The organism is Streptomyces sp. W16 (assembly GCF_033194735.1).
Classification (GTDB): domain Bacteria; phylum Actinomycetota; class Actinomycetes; order Streptomycetales; family Streptomycetaceae; genus Streptomyces.
The window spans coordinates 16829-34290 of the sequence record NZ_JAWOAI010000034.1; the positions used below are offsets into that span (position 1 = coordinate 16829).

Below are 17462 nucleotides of genomic sequence, written 5' to 3' on the forward strand. Positions count from 1 at the left end.
TACGGGATGGTGAGGCGATCAGGACTGGTCGGGCGCTCAGAACTCGTGGAGAAATGAGGCCTGGTGGAGCATAGCTCATTGTTACCTATACTCACAATGAACAAGGTCCTGATATTGTTCCCGCATGACCACCCCCGATTCCGACGGCCTCCTCGCGGAGCAGCTGCTGCGGCTCACCCGCCGGGTGCACCGCATCCAGAAGCGCCATCTGGAGCAGCGCGACCTCGGTATCACCCCGGCCCAGTCCCGGCTGCTGCGCACCCTCGCGCACTTCGGCTCGCCGCCGCGCATGGCCGACCTCGCCGAGCGCCTTGAGGTGGTGCCGCGTGCCGTGACGACGCTGGTCGACGGCCTGGAGGCTAGCGGCAAGGTACGACGAGTGCCCGACCCGTCGAACCGGCGGGTCATCCGGATCGAGATCACGGACGACGGCCGCAAGGCGCTGAGCGAGCTGCGCAGCGCACGGCGGGGCGCCGCGGACGAGATCCTCGCGCCGCTCACAGATGTGGAGCGCGAGGTGTTGCGGACGTTGCTGGACACGCTGGTCGACGGGGTGCACGAAGGACAGCCGCAGGGGCGCTCCTGCTGAAAGCGGGCCCGGTTCCTCGGGGACGGCGTGTCACTCGGGCCGGTTCTCACTCGGGCCAGTTCGAGTCCTTGATCTTCTCGACGAAGTCGCCGCGCACGAAGCCCGGCACGAAGTGGGCCAGTACGTCCGCCTTGATGTTGCCGAAGGTGGTCTCGGGGCGGTCCTTGATGCCCTCGGTGAAAGCGGCGAGGATCCCGTTCTTGAAGTCCGGGCGGGGATGCGCCGCCACGACGGCCGCGCGCTGCTCGTCGGGGACGGCGTCGTAGCCGACGCCCACGACATCCAGCGACACTCCCCGGTTGACCAGGGCGATCTCGGGCGACATGTGCAGCGGGATCTCCTGTGTGGTGTGCAGGGCGATGCTCGTCCAGACCCGGTCGGCCGGCTCACCGGTGATGCCGTGCGCGTGCAGGAACCGGCGGGCCTCGTCGGCGCCGTCGATCTCGAAGCGCTGGTCGGTCCGGCGGAACCTCTCGGTGAGCCCGAGGTCGTGGAACATCGCGGCCACGTAGAGCAGTTCGGGGTCGTAGCCGAGCCCCTGCTCCCGGCCGCGCAGGGCGCCCCACAGGAACACCCGCCGGGAGTGGTCGAACAGCAACGACGACGCGGCCTCGCGCACCAGCTCGGTCGCCTCCCGCGCCAGAGCGGTGTCCGGGATCTCCACGCCTGCGATCACTTCACTCATCGTTCTTCCCTCTCCTCGATGGCCTGTGCCTCCAGGATCTTCGGCGGAGTACGCTGGGGCCATGTCCTCAGAGCCACTAAAACCACGGATTCGGACATGACGGCGACCGCGACCGCGGGCAGGCCGCACCGCGTGGGATTCGTCGTGTTCGACGGCGTGACCATGCTCGACGTCAGCGGCCCAGCCGAGGTGCTGCACCAGTCGGGCAAGCTCGGGCACCCGTACGAACTGCTGCTGGTGTCTCCCGGCGGCGGACCGGTGACCGCCGCCAACGGGCTGACGCTGAGCGGCACGGTGACCGCGCCCGACGCCGGGCCGGTCGGGACGGTCGTGGTGGCCGGGGGCGACCGACTGGCCCAACAGCCCCCGGAGGATGAGCTGTTGAGCACGACCCGCACCCTCACCGACCGTGCCGCACGGGTCACGTCCGTGTGCACGGGCGCCTTCGTCCTCGCCGAACTCGGCCTGCTCGACGGCCGTTCGGCCACGACCCACTGGCGGCAGGCCGGGACACTGGCCCGCCGCTACCCCCGGGTGCGCGTCGAACCGGACGCCATCCATGTCCGCGACGGCCGCTTCGTCACCTCGGCGGGCATCAGTGCCGGGATCGACCTGGCGCTGGCTCTCGTCGAGGACGACCACGGAGCGGCCGTGGCCCGGGACGTCGCACGCGAGCTGGTCGTCTTCATGCAACGCCCGGGCGGGCAGTCGCAGTTCTCCGCGGCGACCACCACCCCGACACCGCGCACCGATCCGCTACGGTCACTGATCGCGTCCGTGCTGGCCGACCCCGCCGCCGATCACAGCCTGCCCGCCATGGCGGCGACCGCGGCCGTCAGCACCCGGCACCTGACGCGGCTCTTCCGCACCGAACTCGGCACCACACCCGCCCGTTGGGTCGAACGGGTTCGTCTCGACCGTGCCCAACACCTTCTCCTCGAAGGCCACAGCGTCACCTCCGCGGCACACCGCAGCGGGCTCGGCACCGACGAGACCCTCCGCCGCGCCTTCGCCCGCCATCTGGACACCACGCCGACGCACTACCGCAGCCGCTTCGCCAGCACGCGCGGCCGTACGCCCACGCCATGAGCCCCTGGTTTCACCTCACGTCGCGGTAGACCGCATCCCTTCCAGCAACGCGCTCAGGATGCGGGCGAGTTGGGGTTCGACATCGACCACGGCATGCGCCAACTCGGGGTGGGTCTCGTAGAGCGTGCGGAGGCGGGTACCCGGGGCGGCCATCTGCAACAGCGCCCCGGCCATGCTCGTGGCCGTGGCGATCACGTCGATGGCCGAACGCTCGGTGATCGCGAGTGTCCGGCACAACTCGGTTGCCACCGCGGCGACTTCACCGAGTACGACCGTCTTGAACTCGTACACGGACTGCAGCGAGACATTGCGTTCGAGGTTCAACGGCGCCTGGGCGAGCAGGTCGCAGAAGAACGGGCGCACGACGAGCGACTGCGCGAGGACGGCCGCGACCGTGCCGGGATCTCCGTCGGTGAGTTCACCCAGCCGCGCGCGGAGCGCCGCCGACCAGTCCTCCCAGCCTTCGGCGGTCAGCGCCAGGAAAATCTGTTCCCGGGTCTCGAAGTACCGCAGCATCGCCGACTTGTGCATGCCCACGGCAGCGGCGATGTCCGTGAGCGTGACCTCGCGCACGCTGCGTTCGGTGCCGAGAGACCGGGCGGCGTCGAGGATCGCCCGCTCGCGCTGCTGCTTGGCCGCCGCGCTGCGGGCGCGCTGGGGACTGGGCGTGCTCATGACGCAGAGCATAGCGCAACCCGGTTGCACTAATAACGAAACAGTGTTTTGCTAGAGCCATGACTCAGACATGGTTCATCACCGGTTCGTCCCGCGGCTTCGGCCGCAACCTCACCGTCGCGGCCCTGGAGGCCGGCGACCGGGTCGTCGCCACGGCACGCAAGCCGGAGCAGCTCGACGATCTCGTGGAGAAGTACGGCGACCGCGTACTTCCCGTCGCGCTCGACGTCACCGACCGGACCGCCGCAACGGCCGCGCTACAGGCGGGAGTCGACCGTTTCGGCGGGATCGACGTGGTCGTCAACAACGCTGGGTACGCCAACCTCTCCCCGGTCGAGACGACACCCGAGGAGGACTTCCGCCGACAGTTCGACACGAACTTCTGGGGCGTCTACAACGTCTCGACGGCGGCGCTCCCGTTCCTCAGGGCGCAGGGGGCGGGCACGGTCGTACAGTTCTCGTCCGTCGGCGGCCGGGTCGGCGGAAATCCCGGGCTCGGCTCTTACCAGGCGGCGAAGTTCGCGGTCGACGGCTTCACGCGCGTCCTCGCGGCCGAGACCGCGCCGTTCGGCATCAGGTACCTCGTCGTGGAACCGGCCGGGTTCGCCACCGACTGGGCCGGGTCGTCGATGCAGATCCCGGAGGTGGCGCCGGAGTACGACGAGACCGTCGGCGCGGTGATCCGCCTCTTCGACGGTCCAGTAACCGCCGCGGGCGACCCGAAGCGGGCCGGGGAGATCCTGGTCCGGATCGTCAAGCAGCCGACCCTGCCCTCCCATCTCCTCCTGGGCGCTGTCGCGGTCGAGATGGCGCAGAGCTATTCACGCGACCAGATCGCGCAGGCGGCGGCCTGGGAACAGGTGAGCCGATCCGCCGACTTCGACCAGGACTACCCGGTCGACCTCGTCGACCACGCATAGGAAAACGGGCCGCGACTCCCCCACCGTACCGATGGACACAGGAGCCACGGCCCGCCACAAGGGGGTCAACTGGCTTCGGAGGCCGTCTCCTTGACGACCTGGGCGGGAATCTCCGCCCCTTCCCCTACGACTTCTTCGTCCACGGCTTCCTCTATGTCTTCCTCTACGAGCGTGATCTCGCCGTCGAGGACCTTCTTCGCCCGCTCGATGTCCAGCGCACCCTCCCAGCGGGAGACCGCGAAGACGGCGACGCAGTTGCCGAGGAGGTTGGTGACGACGCGCATCGAGTCCATGATGCGGTCCACGCCGAGGAGCAGGGCGACCGCACCGGCCGGGATCGCGCCGAGCGAGGACGCGGTGGCGGACAGGGCGAGGAAGGCCGAGCCGGGGATGCCGGCCATGCCCTTGCTGGTGAGCATCAGCACCAGGACCACGGTGATCTGCTGGCCGAGGCTGAGGTCGACGCCGACGGCCTGGGCGATGAACAGGGTGCCGATGGAGAGGTAGAGCGAGGCTCCGTCGAGGTTGAAGGAGTAGCCGGTGGGCAGCACGAGGCCGACCGCGTCGTCCCGGGCGCCGGCCTTGCGCAGCTTCTGCATCACGCGCGGCATGACGGACTCGGTGGAGGCGGTGCCGAGCGCGAGGAGCATCTCCTCCCGGATGTAGCGGAGGAACTTCCAGAGGCTGAGCCCGGTGACCAGCCGCAGCGCGACGGCGAGCAGGGCGACGAAGAGCGCGGCGGCGACGTAGCAGAGGATGATCAGCTTGGCGTAGGTCTTGATCACGCCGAGGCCGTACTGGCCGACCAGGACGGCCATCGCGCCGAACACGGCGAGCGGGGCGAGCCGCATGACAAAGCCGACGATCGCGAAGATGATCTCCTGCGCCTGCTCGATCGCGGGCAGGACCTTCGGCACCTTGGTGTTGCCGAGGTGGAGCAGCGCGGCGCCCACCAGGCAGGCCAGGATGAGGACTTGGAGCAGGGAGTTCTCGGCGAAGGCGCCGACGAAGCTGGTGGGCAGCGCGTTGACGATGAACTCGGTCGTCGAGGGCAGCGAGCCGCCGCCCGTCTTCGCGTCCACCGCCGAGGTGTTGAGGGTGGACGGGTCGACGTGCATCCCGGAGCCGGGCTGGACGACGTTGGCAAGGACCAGGCCGATGATCAGCGCCGCGGTGCTGGCGACCTCGAACCAGATCAGCGCCTTGAGGCCGATCCGGCCGAAGGCCTTGAGGTCACCGGCCTTGGCGATACCGACCACGACCACACAGAACACGAGCGGCGAGATGATCGTCTTGATCAGCCGGGTGAATCCGTCGCCGAGGGGCTGGAAGTCCGTGGCCACGTCGGGCCACAGCTTTCCGACGAGGATTCCGAGGACGAGCGCGCAGGCGACCTGCGCGAAGAGAGAGGTACGCAGTATGCGTGCGACGCGTCGCGGCAGAGGCGGGACGGACGGCGGCACGGGCACTCCTTGAGGGGGGACGGTCGTTCGCGGAAGTCGATGGGGGCGACTTCTGCGATACGGAAAGCGGCTTCCGAGTGGACACTTTGAAGCCGTTGTTGATCGCCCGGAAAACCTCCGTGTGACAGCCGCGTAAATCACGCACCTGAGTGACGCATCGCACGCACGACGGCTCAGCAGCCGCTGCGGTCCTCGGTCAGCACCCCCTGCGCGGTCGCCAGCGAACGGTCGTAGCAGCCGCCCGAGCCGTACAGCCGATAGCGCTCGCTCGACGTCCCCACCGCATGCCGTTGATCACGGGGCACGTTGAGCGTGTACGTCGCGTCCCCGCTGTAGGTGTCGTCGAGCCGCGACCACCCGGTCCGCCGACCGTCCCGCGTATCGACGACCGCCGCCCGGTCGCCCAGCGCGAGAACGGTACGCAACCGGTCGTCCGTCCCGATCGTCGTCGCACCGGTCATCGTGTACGTCCGATGCGTGGCCGTCGTCCGGGCCGGTCCCCGTCCGTCGACGGTCACCGACTCGTCGTCCGTCCAGGTCGCGTCGAGCCCGTCCATGTTCTCGCCGTCGATCCAACGGTGCACGGAGGTGTTCGTGAGCTTCCGGTCGACAGTGGTCCTCACCCGCCCGTGCGAGGTGTCGACGTAACCGGCGACGGTCAGCCGATGGCCCGCGTCGGTGTCCACGCGTTCCTCCGAACCGGGCGTGTACGTCGAGGAGTTGGCGAGCTCGCCCGCGCGGTCGAGCGTGAGCTTCCCGGTGACGCGGGCGCGCTGCGCGTCCTGCCAGACGAGCACGTTCACCGGCGCGCTCCAACCGCTCTGCCCCTCGGGCACGCCCACGACGGAGACGTCGACGTGGTGCGGGCGGCCGTCGTTGAGCAGCCCGGCGAAGGGCGTGAGGTCGTATTCGATCGGCTTGACGTCGAAGGCACGCGGGCCCGGAATGACGTACCAGAGGAAGGGGTCGGACCAGCCACCGGTCCACACGTTCGGGAACGGCGCCGCGATTCCCGCGAGTTGACCGTCGACCTTGATCTGCACCTCGCGGTAGGGGCCCTTGTCGGCCTGGCAGGAGTACGGCGCCGAGTCGGGCACCGCGAGATACCAGAACTCCTCGCAGCCGCCGCCGGATCCGGTGGCGTACACCTCTGCGACGATGCGTTCGCTGTTGCGCGGGGTGGTGACGGTCGAGTCGGTGCCGAGGGTGAGGACGCGGTCGGGGGTCTGCGCCGCCGCGGGTCTCCCCTCGTAGAACGTCAGCGTCGCCTTGACTCCGATGACTCCGGTGTAGGTGTCGTCGACGACGTTGCCGATCAGCATCTCGACGTTCTGTGTGCTGCGGAAGGTGGCGCTGTAGCGCGTGACGTCCTTCTCGACGGACCACGCGATGCCGTCGGGCGAGGGCTCCGGCGTCGAGGTGCGCAGGATCTCGACCCCGCCGACATGCAGATAGCCGAGCCGGTCGTACTGACGCCCCTTGACCGTGCCGTCGAGACGGAGCACGACCTTGCTCCAGTGGTCACCGCACGCCTTGGGTGGTGTGTAGGTGCCCTCGTACGGGGTGAAGTCGCGGAACTCGGTGTCGGCGAGGGTGACTTGGCAGGACTTCGTCGCGGGCTTGGCGATGGGCGGGGCGGCGGTGAGGGGGTCGTGCCAGTCGGTGCCGAACTCGGCGGGGACGTCGGCGACTTGGGCCTTTGCCTCGGCCGCCTGGACGGGGCTCGCTCCCAGGAGGGTGCTCGCCAGGAGGGTCGCCCCGGCGAGCATGGACATGACTATCCGGTTTCTCATGGGCGGTGTTCTACCCCTTGAGGTCCCCCCTGTCCCCCATCAGCACCACGGGATGCTGCTCCGGGTCGAGCGTGCGCAGCAGGTACTCCATCGCCTCCTTGGGCAGGCTGACGCAGGCCGACGTACCGCTGCCGTGGTCCAGATGCAGCCAGATCCCGCCGCCCTTGTCCTCGCCCTCGGGCTGCTCCGCGTCGTCGGGCGGCGTGCCCTTGACCCGGTTGTAGTCGATGGCGATGACGTAGTCGAAGTCGTGCCAGTGCGACTCGTCCCAGTCGCGCGGCGCCTCGTACGACTCGTCCTGGCTGTACGGGAGCGCCGTGCCGGGATCGTCGAGCACACCGCCCGCGGCGGTCAGGGTGAACACGCCGACGGGGCTGCGCTCGTCCCCGAGGTGATGGTCGAGGGTCCAGCCCCGCTTGCCGTTGTGCGCGGGCCAGCTGCGGGTCCGGTCCCAGGTGGAGCCGTGCTTGGTGAACAGTACGGCAGTGGAGTCCGGGGAGTCCTTGCCGTCGCCGTAGACCGCCAGGACCTGGCGCGTGCCTGCGGGGATGTCGCGGTGGAGCCGGTCGCCGACGTCCGGGACGCGGGTCGGGGCCGGGGAGACCGCGGCCGGTCTCGGGTGGGCCGCCTGAGGGCCGGATCTCCCTTCGCCGCCGGTGTGCCGTGGGTGCGCGCTTCCGCACGCAGACAGCGTCGTCATCGTCAGGAGGGAACCGAGAGCCGCCATCGCGACCATCGCACGTCGTGTGCCGCCACTCTGCATCGGCCCATGGTCACATCGCGTTCGGCGACATTGAGTGAGGTCACGGACATCTCGCCCCTGATGGGTGAACGCCGGTTCTGGCCCCCGGCCGGGAAAACCGCTTGCTTCCGACCACGCTGCGAGGCGAACCTTTCACGGTTTGTTGCCGCACTCCGCGGTTCCTTCCGCCGCCCCGACCAGAGCCACTGGGACGTCATGCAGATTCAAGACCTTCCGTATCCCGACCCGGGTGTGCCGGACGCCCGCTCGGGGCCCCGATTCCTGTGGTGGCTCGGCCGGAACCAGCTCGGCGGACAGTTCAAGTCGCTCGCCTGGGGACTGCTGCACTTCGTGTCCGTCTGCGCGCTGCCGTTCTGTGTGGGGCTCGCCGTCCAGGCCGTGGTCGACCGCTCCGGCAGTCGGCTCGCTCTGACCGGTGGGCTGATGGCGCTGTGCGGAGCGGGTATCGCCGTGGGCGACACCTTCCTGCACCGGGCCGCCGTCACCAACTGGATCACGGCCGCCGCCCGCGTCCAGCAGCTGCTGGCCCGCCAGGCCGCCCATCTCGGCTCGGCGCTGACCCGGCGGGTCGCGGCCGGTGAGGTCGTGGCCGTGTCCACGGGTGACGTCGAGAAGATCGGCTGGTTCGTCGAGGCGCTGTCCCGCTTCCTGGCCGCCGCGCTGACCGTCGTCGTCGTGTGTGTCGGCCTTCTCGTGTACCAACCCGCACTCGGTGTCGTCGTCGCTGTGGGCATGCCCCTGCTGGCGGTCTCCGTACTGCCGCTGCTGCCCCGGGCGACCCGGCGCGCGGACGTGCAGCGCGAGAAGGCGGGACGCGCCACCGAGCTGGCCTCCGACACTGTCGCCGGACTGCGGGTGCTGCGCGGCATCGGCGGCGAGGAACTGTTCCTCGACCGCTACCGCCGCGCCTCCCAGGAGGTGCGCCACGCTGCCGTGCGAAGTGCCCGGATGTGGTCGCTGATCTCCGCGATCCAGGTGCTGCTGCCGGGTCTGCTGCTGATCGTCGTCGTCTGGCACGGTGTGCACCTGGCCCGCGAGGGACGGATCACGGTGGGTGAACTGGTCACCGTCTACAGCGCGGTGATGGTCCTGTCCTATCCGCTGCGGCACTTCGAGGAGATCGCCATGGCGTACTCCTTCTCCCGTCCCTCGGCCAGACGCGCCGCGCGCGTGCTGTCCCTGGAGCGGGTCACCGACACCGAAGGAACGCGCGCGGCCGAGGTGCCGGCCGGGGATCTGTACGACCCGGCCACCGGTCTGCTCGTGCCGTCCGGCCGGTTCACCGCCGTGGTGTGCGGCGATCCCGACGCGGCCGGGCGGCTGGCGGAACGCCTCGGCGGACACCCCGCCGAGGCCGGCACCTCCGTACTCCTGGACGGCGTGGCGCTCGACGAACTCCCCCTCGACTCGGCACGCACCGCCGTCCTCGTCCAGGACAAGGACCCGGTGCTGCTGTCCGGTTCGCTGCGCGAACTGCTCGACGTGCCCTCCTCGGGTGCGGTCGGCGCGGAGGAGGCCCTGGCCGCCGCGCAGTGCGGTGACGTGCTGGTGGCACTCGCGCAGGGTTCGCTCGACACCGCCGACCCGATGGACGCCCGCATCACCGAACGCGGACGCTCCCTCTCCGGCGGCCAGCGCCAGCGGCTCGCCCTGGCCCGGTCGCTGATCACCGATCCCGAGGTACTCGTCCTGGACGAGCCGACTTCCGCCGTCGACTCCCACACCGAGGCCCGGATCGCGGACAGCGTACGGAAGTTGCGGGCCGGCCGGACCACCGCGGTGTTCACCTCCTCGCCCCTGCTCCTGGACCACGCGGACCGGGTGGTCCTCGTGCACGAGGACGAGGTCGTGGCGGTCGGCACCCATCGCGACCTGCTCCGCAGCGAGCCGCGGTACCGGGCCGTGGTGACCCGTGAAACGGAGGAGGAGACGGCACTGCACAACGCCGTCAACGACGAGGCCGCTCTGCGGAGCGCCCTGGACGACCACGATGTCGCGCTGCGCGGCGCGCTGGAAGAAATCGAGGAGACCGCATGATCGGCGTGGCGCCCCCGGCGTACGACCCGGCGGCCCCGACCACGGCCAACACCCTGCCGGTCGGCGCCCCCGCGACCGTACGCGCCTACGTGTCCGAACTGTTCCGTCGGCATCGCCGGGCCTTCCTCCTCCTGGTGACCGTGAACACGGTCGCCGTGGTCGCGTCGATGGTGGGCCCCTATCTGCTCGGCGACATGGTCGAGCGGGTGTCGGACGGAGCGCGGGAACTTCATCTGGGCCTGACCATCGGGCTGTTCGGGATCGCGCTCGCCGTCCAGGCCGTGTTCATCCGGCAGGTGCGGTTGCGTGGCGCGATGCTCGGCGAGCGGATGCTGGCCGATCTGCGCGAGGACTTCCTCGTACGAGCGGTCGGGCTGCCTCCGGGTGTCCTGGAACGGGCGGGCACCGGCGACCTCCTGTCCCGCATCACCACCGACATCGACCGGCTCGCCAACGCGATGCGCGAGGCCGTACCGCAGCTGGCGATCGGTGTCGTGTGGGCGCTGCTGCTGCTCGGCGGCCTTGTCGTGACCGTGCCGGCGCTGGCGCCCGCCGTACTGATCGCGGTGCCGCTGCTGGTCGTCGGCTGCCGCTGGTACTACAAGCGCGCACCCGCCGGCTACCGCTCCGAGGCCGCCGGGTACGCCGCCGTGGCCGCGGCCCTCGCCGAGACCGTGGACGCGGGACGCACCGTCGAGGCACACCGCCTCGGCGACCGGCGCATCGCCCTCTCGGAGCGCCGCGTCAAGGAGTGGACGGCCTGGGAGAACTACACGCTCTGGCTGCGGTCGGTGCTCTTCCCGGTCATCAACATCACTCATGTCACGGTGCTCTGCTCGGTCCTGATGCTCGGCGGGGTGTACGTCCTGCACGGCTGGATCGGAGTGGGCGAGCTGACCACGGGCGCCCTGCTCGCGCAGATGCTCGTCGACCCGGTGAACCTGATCCTGCGCTGGTACGACGAGCTCCAGGTCGCCCAGGTCTCGCTGGCCCGGCTGGTCGGTGTCCGGGACATCGAGCCCGATGCGGGGGACGCCACGCTGTCCCCCGAGGGCCGGAACGTGCACGCGGACCGGGTGCACTTCGGCTACCGCGAGGGCGTCGACGTGCTGCGCAAGGTGTCCCTGGAGGTCGCGCCCGGCACCCGGCTGGCCCTGGTCGGCCCATCGGGCGCGGGCAAGTCCACCCTGGGCAGGCTGCTCGCCGGCATCTACGCGCCCCGGGACGGCCGGATCACCCTCGGCGGCGCCGAACTCTCCCGGATGACCGCCGAACACGTCCGCTCCCATGTGGCCCTCGTCAACCAGGAGCACCACGTCTTCGTGGGCTCCCTGCGCGACAACCTCCTGCTCGCCCGGACCGACGCGGCGGACGCCGAGCTGTGGGCGGCGCTGGGCGCGGTCGACGCGGACGGCTGGGCGCGGGCGCTGGACGAGGGCCTCGACACCGAGGTGGGCTCGGGCGGGCTGGCGCTCACCCCGGCCCAGGCCCAGCAGATCGCGTTGGCCCGGCTGGTGCTGGCCGATCCGCACACGCTTGTCCTGGACGAGGCGACCTCGCTCCTGGACCCGCGCGCCGCACGCCATCTCGAACGGTCCCTGGCCCGTGTCCTCGACGGCCGCACGGTCGTCGCGATCGCCCACCGCCTGCACACCGCCCACGACGCGGACGTCATCGCCGTGGTCGAGAACGGCCGCATCAGCGAGCTGGGCAGCCACGACGAGCTGGTGGCGGCGGAGGGTGCGTACGCGGCGCTTTGGCGGTCGTGGCACGGGTAGCTCCGCCGGTCGGGCGGTGACTGACGTGCGGGCCGGTGGGGGCTGGTCGCGCAGTTCCCCGCGCCCCTTTCGGGGCGCTGTAGCGCACCGGAATCGGACGCCTGCCGGGGCTGGTGAGACACGAGGCCGCTCAAGGTGGACAAGGGCCTTGCCCTCCCCGGCTCGGGGCCGTGCCGTTGCGCGCGGGGGAAAAGGGGTGGAAGGCTGGGGAGCGGCACCGGTTCGGGGAGTGCCCGGGAACCATGTGGTTCGTGCCGGGCTCCGCCTGTGCCCCGCACAGCGGCGGCCCGCCGCCGAGCGCGGTGAGTACGGGCCGGTCCCCACCACCTGGAGGTACCCGTGAACAGCGCCGACGGATGGGGAGACGACGTCTACCAGCCCGACGGATCCGAGGTACAGGACGACGCGGGTCTGCTCGACGCGGAGGACACCCTGGTGGCCGATGGTGTCGAGGATCCCCTCGACCGCGGCTGGTCCCCACCGGATCGCCCTTGGGCGGTGGAACGCGCCGATGTCACGGCCTCGGAGCGTCAGCACGGTGAGTCGCTCGACCAGCGCCTCGCCGAGGAGGTCCCGGATCTCGCTGTGTCCGACGGCGACGGCCTCGGCGACTCCGAGGACACCGACGGCGAACTCCGGGACATCGAGGTCGGTGACGTCCGCTCCGGTCGCCTCGTGGCACCCGACGAAGGGGCACACGAGGACGAGGAGAGCGGCCTGATCGCCACCGACGTGGGCATCGACGGCGCGGCGGCCTCCGCAGAGGAGGCCGCGATGCACATCGTCGACGAGGACGAGGACTCGCTCTACGGCTGACCTCGCCGTCCCTTGGCCGTCACCCACACCCCCGCCGCAGGAGGAGCAGCCATGCAGCAGGACAAGCAGCCCGACTACCACCCCGTGGTCTTCCGCGACCGCTCCGCCGGATACGCCTTCCTGACCCGGTCCACCGCGACCAGCGACCGGACCATCGACTGGGACGACGGCGAGACCTACCCGGTCGTGGACGTGGAGATCTCCTCGGAGAGCCACCCCTTCTACACCGGCAAGGCGCGGACGGTGGACACGGAGGGCCGTATCGCCCAGTTCGAGCGGCGCTACGGCAGCGGCGAGGCGGGCCAGGGTTCCGGCGGGGCGTGAGCCGCGGCCCGCACCGACGCCGGAACCGGGGACGGACCTCAGATCACGTTGAGCGCCGCTGCGCAGCCCACTCCCCCGAGCAGTATGAACACCGGCATCAGCACCTTGAGCTCGATCCAGCTGCCCGCGCGGAACCGCATCACCTTCGGCGGCCCGATCGGGTACCAGCGCCTGCGGCCCAACGGGATCGGCCACAGGATCGGGCAGCCGGAGACGGTCAGCGCGTCCCCGATGTCGTGCACCAGCGCACCCAGCACGACCGGCAGGCCCAGCCACAGGTACTGGTGCTGCTCCGTGAACAGCCAGTTCGAACCGTTGCCCGGCTTGTCCAGCACTCCGGCGAGGATCCACGCGCTGGTCGCCGCCAGCAGCCACACCAGGATGTCGCTGCTGGAGCCGCGGGCCGCCCGCCACAGCAGACCCTCGATGGCCAGCACCATGTGCACGAAGAGGATCGCCAGCACTCCCCAGCGACCGCCCAGGATCGCTACGCTCGCGCTCCCTGCCCCGATCAGGACCGCCCACAGCCAGGTGTGGGTAAGCGTGCGGTGCCCGCCGTTGCGGCGCGGGTCGCCCTGCTTCCTGGTCCCCTTGTAGACGGCGTACGAGAGCTTGTCGACGACCTCGCACACGGTCCGGGAGACGGGTCCGAAGGCCCGGGAGATGGTCGCCGCCTTGTGGTCGAGGTCCGGGGCGAGCGCCGCGCCGGCGCAGATCAGGGCGCCGACCAGGATCACCGGCCAGGGCATCGGATGCCCGGCCGCGGCGGTCGCCGCTCCGACGCCGAGCCAGGCCGCCGCTCCCGACAGTGAGTGTGCTGGTCCCATCATGGCCGTTCCCCGCCCCATTCCTCTTACGCCGCCGGTCAGTTGCTCGGGCGCCCTGACACTCTGTCGGCGACACAGCGTAGCGGTAGCGATCTTCGTCCCCGCAGCCGATTCCCCCATCGGCCACGGCGCCAGGCAAGATGGGGTCGTGACCCTCATCGACCAGTTGCCGCCGACCGCAGATCCAGACGCCCTCTACGAAGCCTTCGAGTCGTGGGCCAAGGAGCGCGGTCTCACGCTCTACCCCCATCAGGAGGAGGCGCTGATCGAGGTGGTCTCCGGTGCGAACGTGATCGTGTCGACGCCCACCGGGTCCGGCAAGAGCATGATCGCCGCCGGTGCGCACTTCGCCGCGCTGGCCCGGGACGAGGTCACCTTCTACACCGCCCCGATCAAGGCGCTGGTCTCGGAGAAGTTCTTCGAGCTGTGCAAGATGTTCGGCACCGAGAACGTCGGCATGCTGACCGGCGACGCGTCCGTCAACTCGGACGCCCCCATCATCTGCTGCACCGCGGAGGTCCTCGCGTCGATCGCACTGCGCGACGGCAAGCACGCGGACGTCGGCCAGGTCGTCATGGACGAGTTCCACTTCTACGCCGAGGCGGACCGCGGCTGGGCCTGGCAGATCCCGATCCTGGAGCTGCCGCAGGCGCAGTTCATCCTGATGTCGGCCACGCTCGGCGACGTCGCGATGTTCGAGAAGGACCTCACCCGGCGCACCGGGCGCCCCACTTCGGTGGTCCGCTCGGCGGTCCGGCCGGTGCCGCTGTCCTACGAGTACAGGCTGACCCCGCTCACCGAGACGCTGACCGAACTGCTGGAGACCCGGCAGGCACCGGTCTACATCGTGCACTTCACCCAGGCGCAGGCCGTGGAGCGGGCGCAGGCGCTGATGAGCATCAACATGTGCTCGCGCGAGGAGAAGGACCAGATCGCCGAGCTGATCGGCGGCTTCCGCTTCACCACCAAGTTCGGCCGCAACCTCTCCCGTTACGTACGACACGGCATCGGTGTGCACCACGCCGGCATGCTGCCCAAGTACCGGCGCCTGGTGGAGAAGCTCGCGCAGGCCGGTCTGCTGAAGGTCATCTGCGGTACGGACACGCTCGGGGTGGGCGTCAACGTGCCCATCCGCACGGTGCTTTTCACGGCGCTGGCCAAGTACGACGGCGTTCGGGTACGTACGTTGCGGGCCCGTGAGTTCCACCAGATCGCGGGTCGCGCGGGCCGCGCCGGTTTCGACACGGCGGGGCTCGTGGTCGCCCAGGCCCCCGAGCACGTCGTCGAGAACGAGAAGGCGCTCGCCAAGGCGGGCGACGACCCGAAGAAGCGCCGGAAGGTCGTCCGCAAGAAGGCACCCGAGGGCTTCGTCGGCTGGTCGGAAGGCACCTTCGAGAAGCTCATCACCTCCGATCCCGAGCCGCTGACGTCCAGGTTCCGGGTCACTCACACGATGCTGCTGTCGGTGATCGCCCGCCCCGGCAACGCCTTCGACGCGATGCGGCATCTCCTGGAGGACAACCACGAGCCGCGCAAGCAGCAGTTGAAGCACATCCGGCGCGCGATCGCGATCTACCGCTCGCTCCTGGACGGCGGCATCGTCGAGAAGCTCGACACCCCGGACGCAGAGGGCCGCATCGTGCGCCTCACGGTCGACCTGCAGCAGGACTTCGCCCTCAACCAGCCGCTGTCGACCTTCGCGCTCGCCGCGTTCGAGCTGCTGGACCCCGAGTCGCCGTCGTACGCGCTGGACATGGTGTCCGTCGTCGAGTCCACGCTGGACGACCCGCGGCAGATCCTGGCCGCCCAGCAGAACAAGGCGCGTGGCGAGGCCGTGGCCGCGATGAAGGCGGACGGCGTCGAGTACGAGGACCGCATGGAGCGGCTCCAGGACGTCAGCTACCCCAAGCCGCTGGAGGAGTTGCTCTTCCACGCGTACAACACGTACCGCAAGAGCCACCCGTGGGTCGGCGACCACCCGCTGTCGCCGAAGTCCGTGATCCGTGACATGTACGAACGGGCCATGTCCTTCACGGAGTTGACCTCGTACTACGAGCTGGCCCGCACCGAGGGCATCGTGCTGCGCTACCTCGCCGGTGCCTTCAAGGCCCTCGATCACACCGTCCCGGACGACCTCAAGTCCGAGGACCTTGAGGATCTGATCGCCTGGCTCGGCGAGATGGTGCGCCAGGTCGACTCCAGCCTGCTGGACGAGTGGGAGCAGCTGGCCAACCCGGCGGAGATGACCGCCGAGGAGGCCCAGGAGAAGGCCGACCAGGTCAAGCCGGTCACCGCGAACTCTCGTGCCTTCCGCGTTCTCGTCCGCAACGCGATGTTCCGCCGTGTCGAGCTGGCCGCCCTCGACCATGTCGGGGAACTGGGCGAGATGGACGCCGAGTCCGGCTGGGACGCGGACGCCTGGGGCGAGGCGATGGACAAGTATTGGGACGAGTACGAGGACCTCGGCACCGGCCCCGACGCCCGCGGGCCCAAGCTCCTGCTCATCGAGGAGGAGCCGCAGCACGGCCTGTGGCGCGTTCGGCAGATTTTCGCCGACCCGAACGGCGATCATGACTGGGGCATCAGCGCGGAGATCGATCTCGCGGCCTCCGACGAGGAGGGCCGTGCGGTCGTCCGCATCACCGACGTCGGCCAGCTGTGAGCACAGGAGAATCCCACCCATGACGAACCCGGCAGAGCGGCTCGTCGACCTGCTCGACCTGGAGCAGATCGAGGTCAACATCTTCCGTGGCCGCAGCCCGCACGAGTCCCTGCAGCGGGTCTTCGGCGGCCAGGTGGCCGGCCAGGCATTGGTCGCCGCGGGGCGCACCACGGAGGGCGACCGGCCCGTGCACTCGCTGCACGCGTACTTCCTGCGCCCGGGCCGGCCGGGCGTGCCGATCGTGTACCAGGTCGAGCGGGTGCGGGACGGGCGGTCGTTCACCACCCGTCGGGTCACCGCCGTGCAGCAGGGTCGCACGATCTTCAATCTCACCGCCTCCTTTCACAAGCCTGAGCAAGGTCCTTTCGAGCACCAGCTGCCGCCGTCCCGCGAGGTCCCGGACCCGGAGTCCCTGCCGACGGTGACGGAGGAGGTCCGGGCCCATCTGGGCACGCTCCCTGAGCAGTTGGAGCGGATGGCACGCCGTCAGCCCTTCGACATCCGGTACGCGGACGGGCTGCGCTGGAGCGCCGAGGAGATCAAGGACGCCGAGCCGCGCAGCGCCGTGTGGATGCGTGCGGTGGGGCCGCTCGGCGACGATCCGCTGGTGCACACCTGCGCGTTGACGTACGCCAGCGACATGACGCTCCTGGACGCCGTCCGGATCCCCGTCGAACCTCTGTGGGGGCCGCGGAACTTCGACATGGCGTCGCTGGACCACGCCATGTGGTTCCACCGGCCGTTCCGCGCGGACGAGTGGTTCCTGTACGACCAGGAGTCCCCGATCGCGACCGGCGGCCTCGGTCTGGCCCGCGGGCGCATCTACGACAGGGAGGGACGCCTGCTCGTCTCGGTCGTCCAGGAGGGGCTGTTCAGAGCCCTGTGATTGGCCGGTGTGCGCTGCGGCTCACCCGTTTCTGCGGCGCAGCCAGCTCAGCATGCCGCGTGATCGCTCGGGTTCCGGCGCCGGCTCGGGCGGGTGCTCGCTCGGGGACGGCGGTGGTCCGGCCGGCTGGGAGGCGGGGCGCGGTGCCGGGCGAT

15 protein-coding genes are annotated in these 17462 nt (G+C 70.1%); 9 read left to right on the forward strand and 6 right to left on the reverse strand.

All coding sequences use genetic code 11. The features are described from left to right. Nucleotides 1-124 precede the first annotated feature (124 nt). On the forward strand, nucleotides 125-589 hold the full coding sequence (locus tag R6V09_RS07175) for a MarR family winged helix-turn-helix transcriptional regulator (RefSeq protein ID WP_317880492.1): 465 nt from the start codon (nucleotides 125-127) through the stop codon (nucleotides 587-589). Nucleotides 590-635: 46 nt separating this feature from the next. Here R6V09_RS07175 and R6V09_RS07180 read toward each other — a convergent pair whose 3' ends face one another. Then, the gene (locus tag R6V09_RS07180) at nucleotides 636-1274 is read right to left on the reverse strand and encodes an HD domain-containing protein (RefSeq protein ID WP_317880493.1); all 639 of its coding nucleotides are present in this window, start codon (nucleotides 1272-1274) and stop codon (nucleotides 636-638) included. A gap of 96 nt (nucleotides 1275-1370) precedes the next feature. Between R6V09_RS07180 and R6V09_RS07185 the strand changes: the two genes are divergently transcribed. Then, complete coding sequence (locus R6V09_RS07185; RefSeq protein WP_317880494.1) at nucleotides 1371-2363, forward strand: GlxA family transcriptional regulator; 993 nt, start codon at nucleotides 1371-1373, stop codon at nucleotides 2361-2363. 15 nt (nucleotides 2364-2378) lie between these two features. Here the strand turns inward: R6V09_RS07185 and R6V09_RS07190 are convergent, their stop codons facing one another. Beyond that, on the reverse strand, nucleotides 2379-3038 hold the full coding sequence (locus R6V09_RS07190) for a TetR family transcriptional regulator (RefSeq protein WP_317880495.1): 660 nt from the start codon (nucleotides 3036-3038) through the stop codon (nucleotides 2379-2381). Nucleotides 3039-3097: 59 nt separating this feature from the next. Between R6V09_RS07190 and R6V09_RS07195 the strand changes: the two genes are divergently transcribed. Beyond that, nucleotides 3098-3958: an SDR family NAD(P)-dependent oxidoreductase gene (locus R6V09_RS07195; protein WP_317880496.1), complete on the forward strand. Its 861-nt coding sequence runs from the start codon at nucleotides 3098-3100 to the stop codon at nucleotides 3956-3958. A gap of 65 nt (nucleotides 3959-4023) precedes the next feature. Here R6V09_RS07195 and R6V09_RS07200 read toward each other — a convergent pair whose 3' ends face one another. From R6V09_RS07200 to R6V09_RS07210, 3 genes are all read right to left on the reverse strand, one after another. Then, complete coding sequence (locus tag R6V09_RS07200; protein ID WP_317880497.1) at nucleotides 4024-5421, reverse strand: cation:dicarboxylate symporter family transporter; 1398 nt, start codon at nucleotides 5419-5421, stop codon at nucleotides 4024-4026. Between the two features lie 173 nt (nucleotides 5422-5594). Further along, on the reverse strand, nucleotides 5595-7214 hold the full coding sequence (locus R6V09_RS07205) for a peptide-N4-asparagine amidase (protein ID WP_317880498.1): 1620 nt from the start codon (nucleotides 7212-7214) through the stop codon (nucleotides 5595-5597). Nucleotides 7215-7224: 10 nt separating this feature from the next. Further along, nucleotides 7225-7977 carry a L,D-transpeptidase family protein gene (locus R6V09_RS07210; protein WP_317880499.1) on the reverse strand — a complete coding sequence of 251 codons (753 nt, stop codon included), beginning with the start codon at nucleotides 7975-7977 and terminating at the stop codon, nucleotides 7225-7227. A gap of 195 nt (nucleotides 7978-8172) precedes the next feature. Between R6V09_RS07210 and R6V09_RS07215 the strand changes: the two genes are divergently transcribed. The 4 genes from R6V09_RS07215 to R6V09_RS07230 all read left to right on the forward strand — a co-directional run bounded on the left by R6V09_RS07215 (nucleotide 8173) and on the right by R6V09_RS07230 (nucleotide 12932). Further along, nucleotides 8173-10014: an ABC transporter ATP-binding protein gene (locus tag R6V09_RS07215; protein ID WP_317880500.1), complete on the forward strand. Its 1842-nt coding sequence runs from the start codon at nucleotides 8173-8175 to the stop codon at nucleotides 10012-10014. Continuing rightward, the gene (locus R6V09_RS07220; protein ID WP_317880501.1) at nucleotides 10011-11792 is read left to right on the forward strand and encodes an ABC transporter ATP-binding protein; all 1782 of its coding nucleotides are present in this window, start codon (nucleotides 10011-10013) and stop codon (nucleotides 11790-11792) included. Before R6V09_RS07215 ends, R6V09_RS07220 begins: the two co-directional genes overlap by 4 nt. A gap of 339 nt (nucleotides 11793-12131) precedes the next feature. Next, nucleotides 12132-12608: a DUF5709 domain-containing protein gene (locus R6V09_RS07225; protein ID WP_317880502.1), complete on the forward strand. Its 477-nt coding sequence runs from the start codon at nucleotides 12132-12134 to the stop codon at nucleotides 12606-12608. A 51-nt stretch (nucleotides 12609-12659) separates the two neighbouring features. Further along, nucleotides 12660-12932 carry a type B 50S ribosomal protein L31 gene (locus tag R6V09_RS07230; RefSeq protein WP_317880503.1) on the forward strand — a complete coding sequence of 91 codons (273 nt, stop codon included), beginning with the start codon at nucleotides 12660-12662 and terminating at the stop codon, nucleotides 12930-12932. A gap of 38 nt (nucleotides 12933-12970) precedes the next feature. Here the strand turns inward: R6V09_RS07230 and R6V09_RS07235 are convergent, their stop codons facing one another. Beyond that, nucleotides 12971-13762, reverse strand: a complete 792-nt coding sequence (locus R6V09_RS07235) for a metal-dependent hydrolase (protein WP_317880504.1) — start codon at nucleotides 13760-13762, stop codon at nucleotides 12971-12973. Between the two features lie 145 nt (nucleotides 13763-13907). Here R6V09_RS07235 and R6V09_RS07240 point away from each other — a divergent pair, with 145 nt between their 5' ends. Then, nucleotides 13908-16421, forward strand: coding sequence for a DEAD/DEAH box helicase (locus tag R6V09_RS07240; protein WP_317880505.1), 2514 nt, complete (start codon nucleotides 13908-13910; stop codon nucleotides 16419-16421). A gap of 19 nt (nucleotides 16422-16440) precedes the next feature. Further along, complete coding sequence (locus tag R6V09_RS07245; RefSeq protein ID WP_317880506.1) at nucleotides 16441-17307, forward strand: acyl-CoA thioesterase; 867 nt, start codon at nucleotides 16441-16443, stop codon at nucleotides 17305-17307. Nucleotides 17308-17462 lie beyond the last annotated feature (155 nt).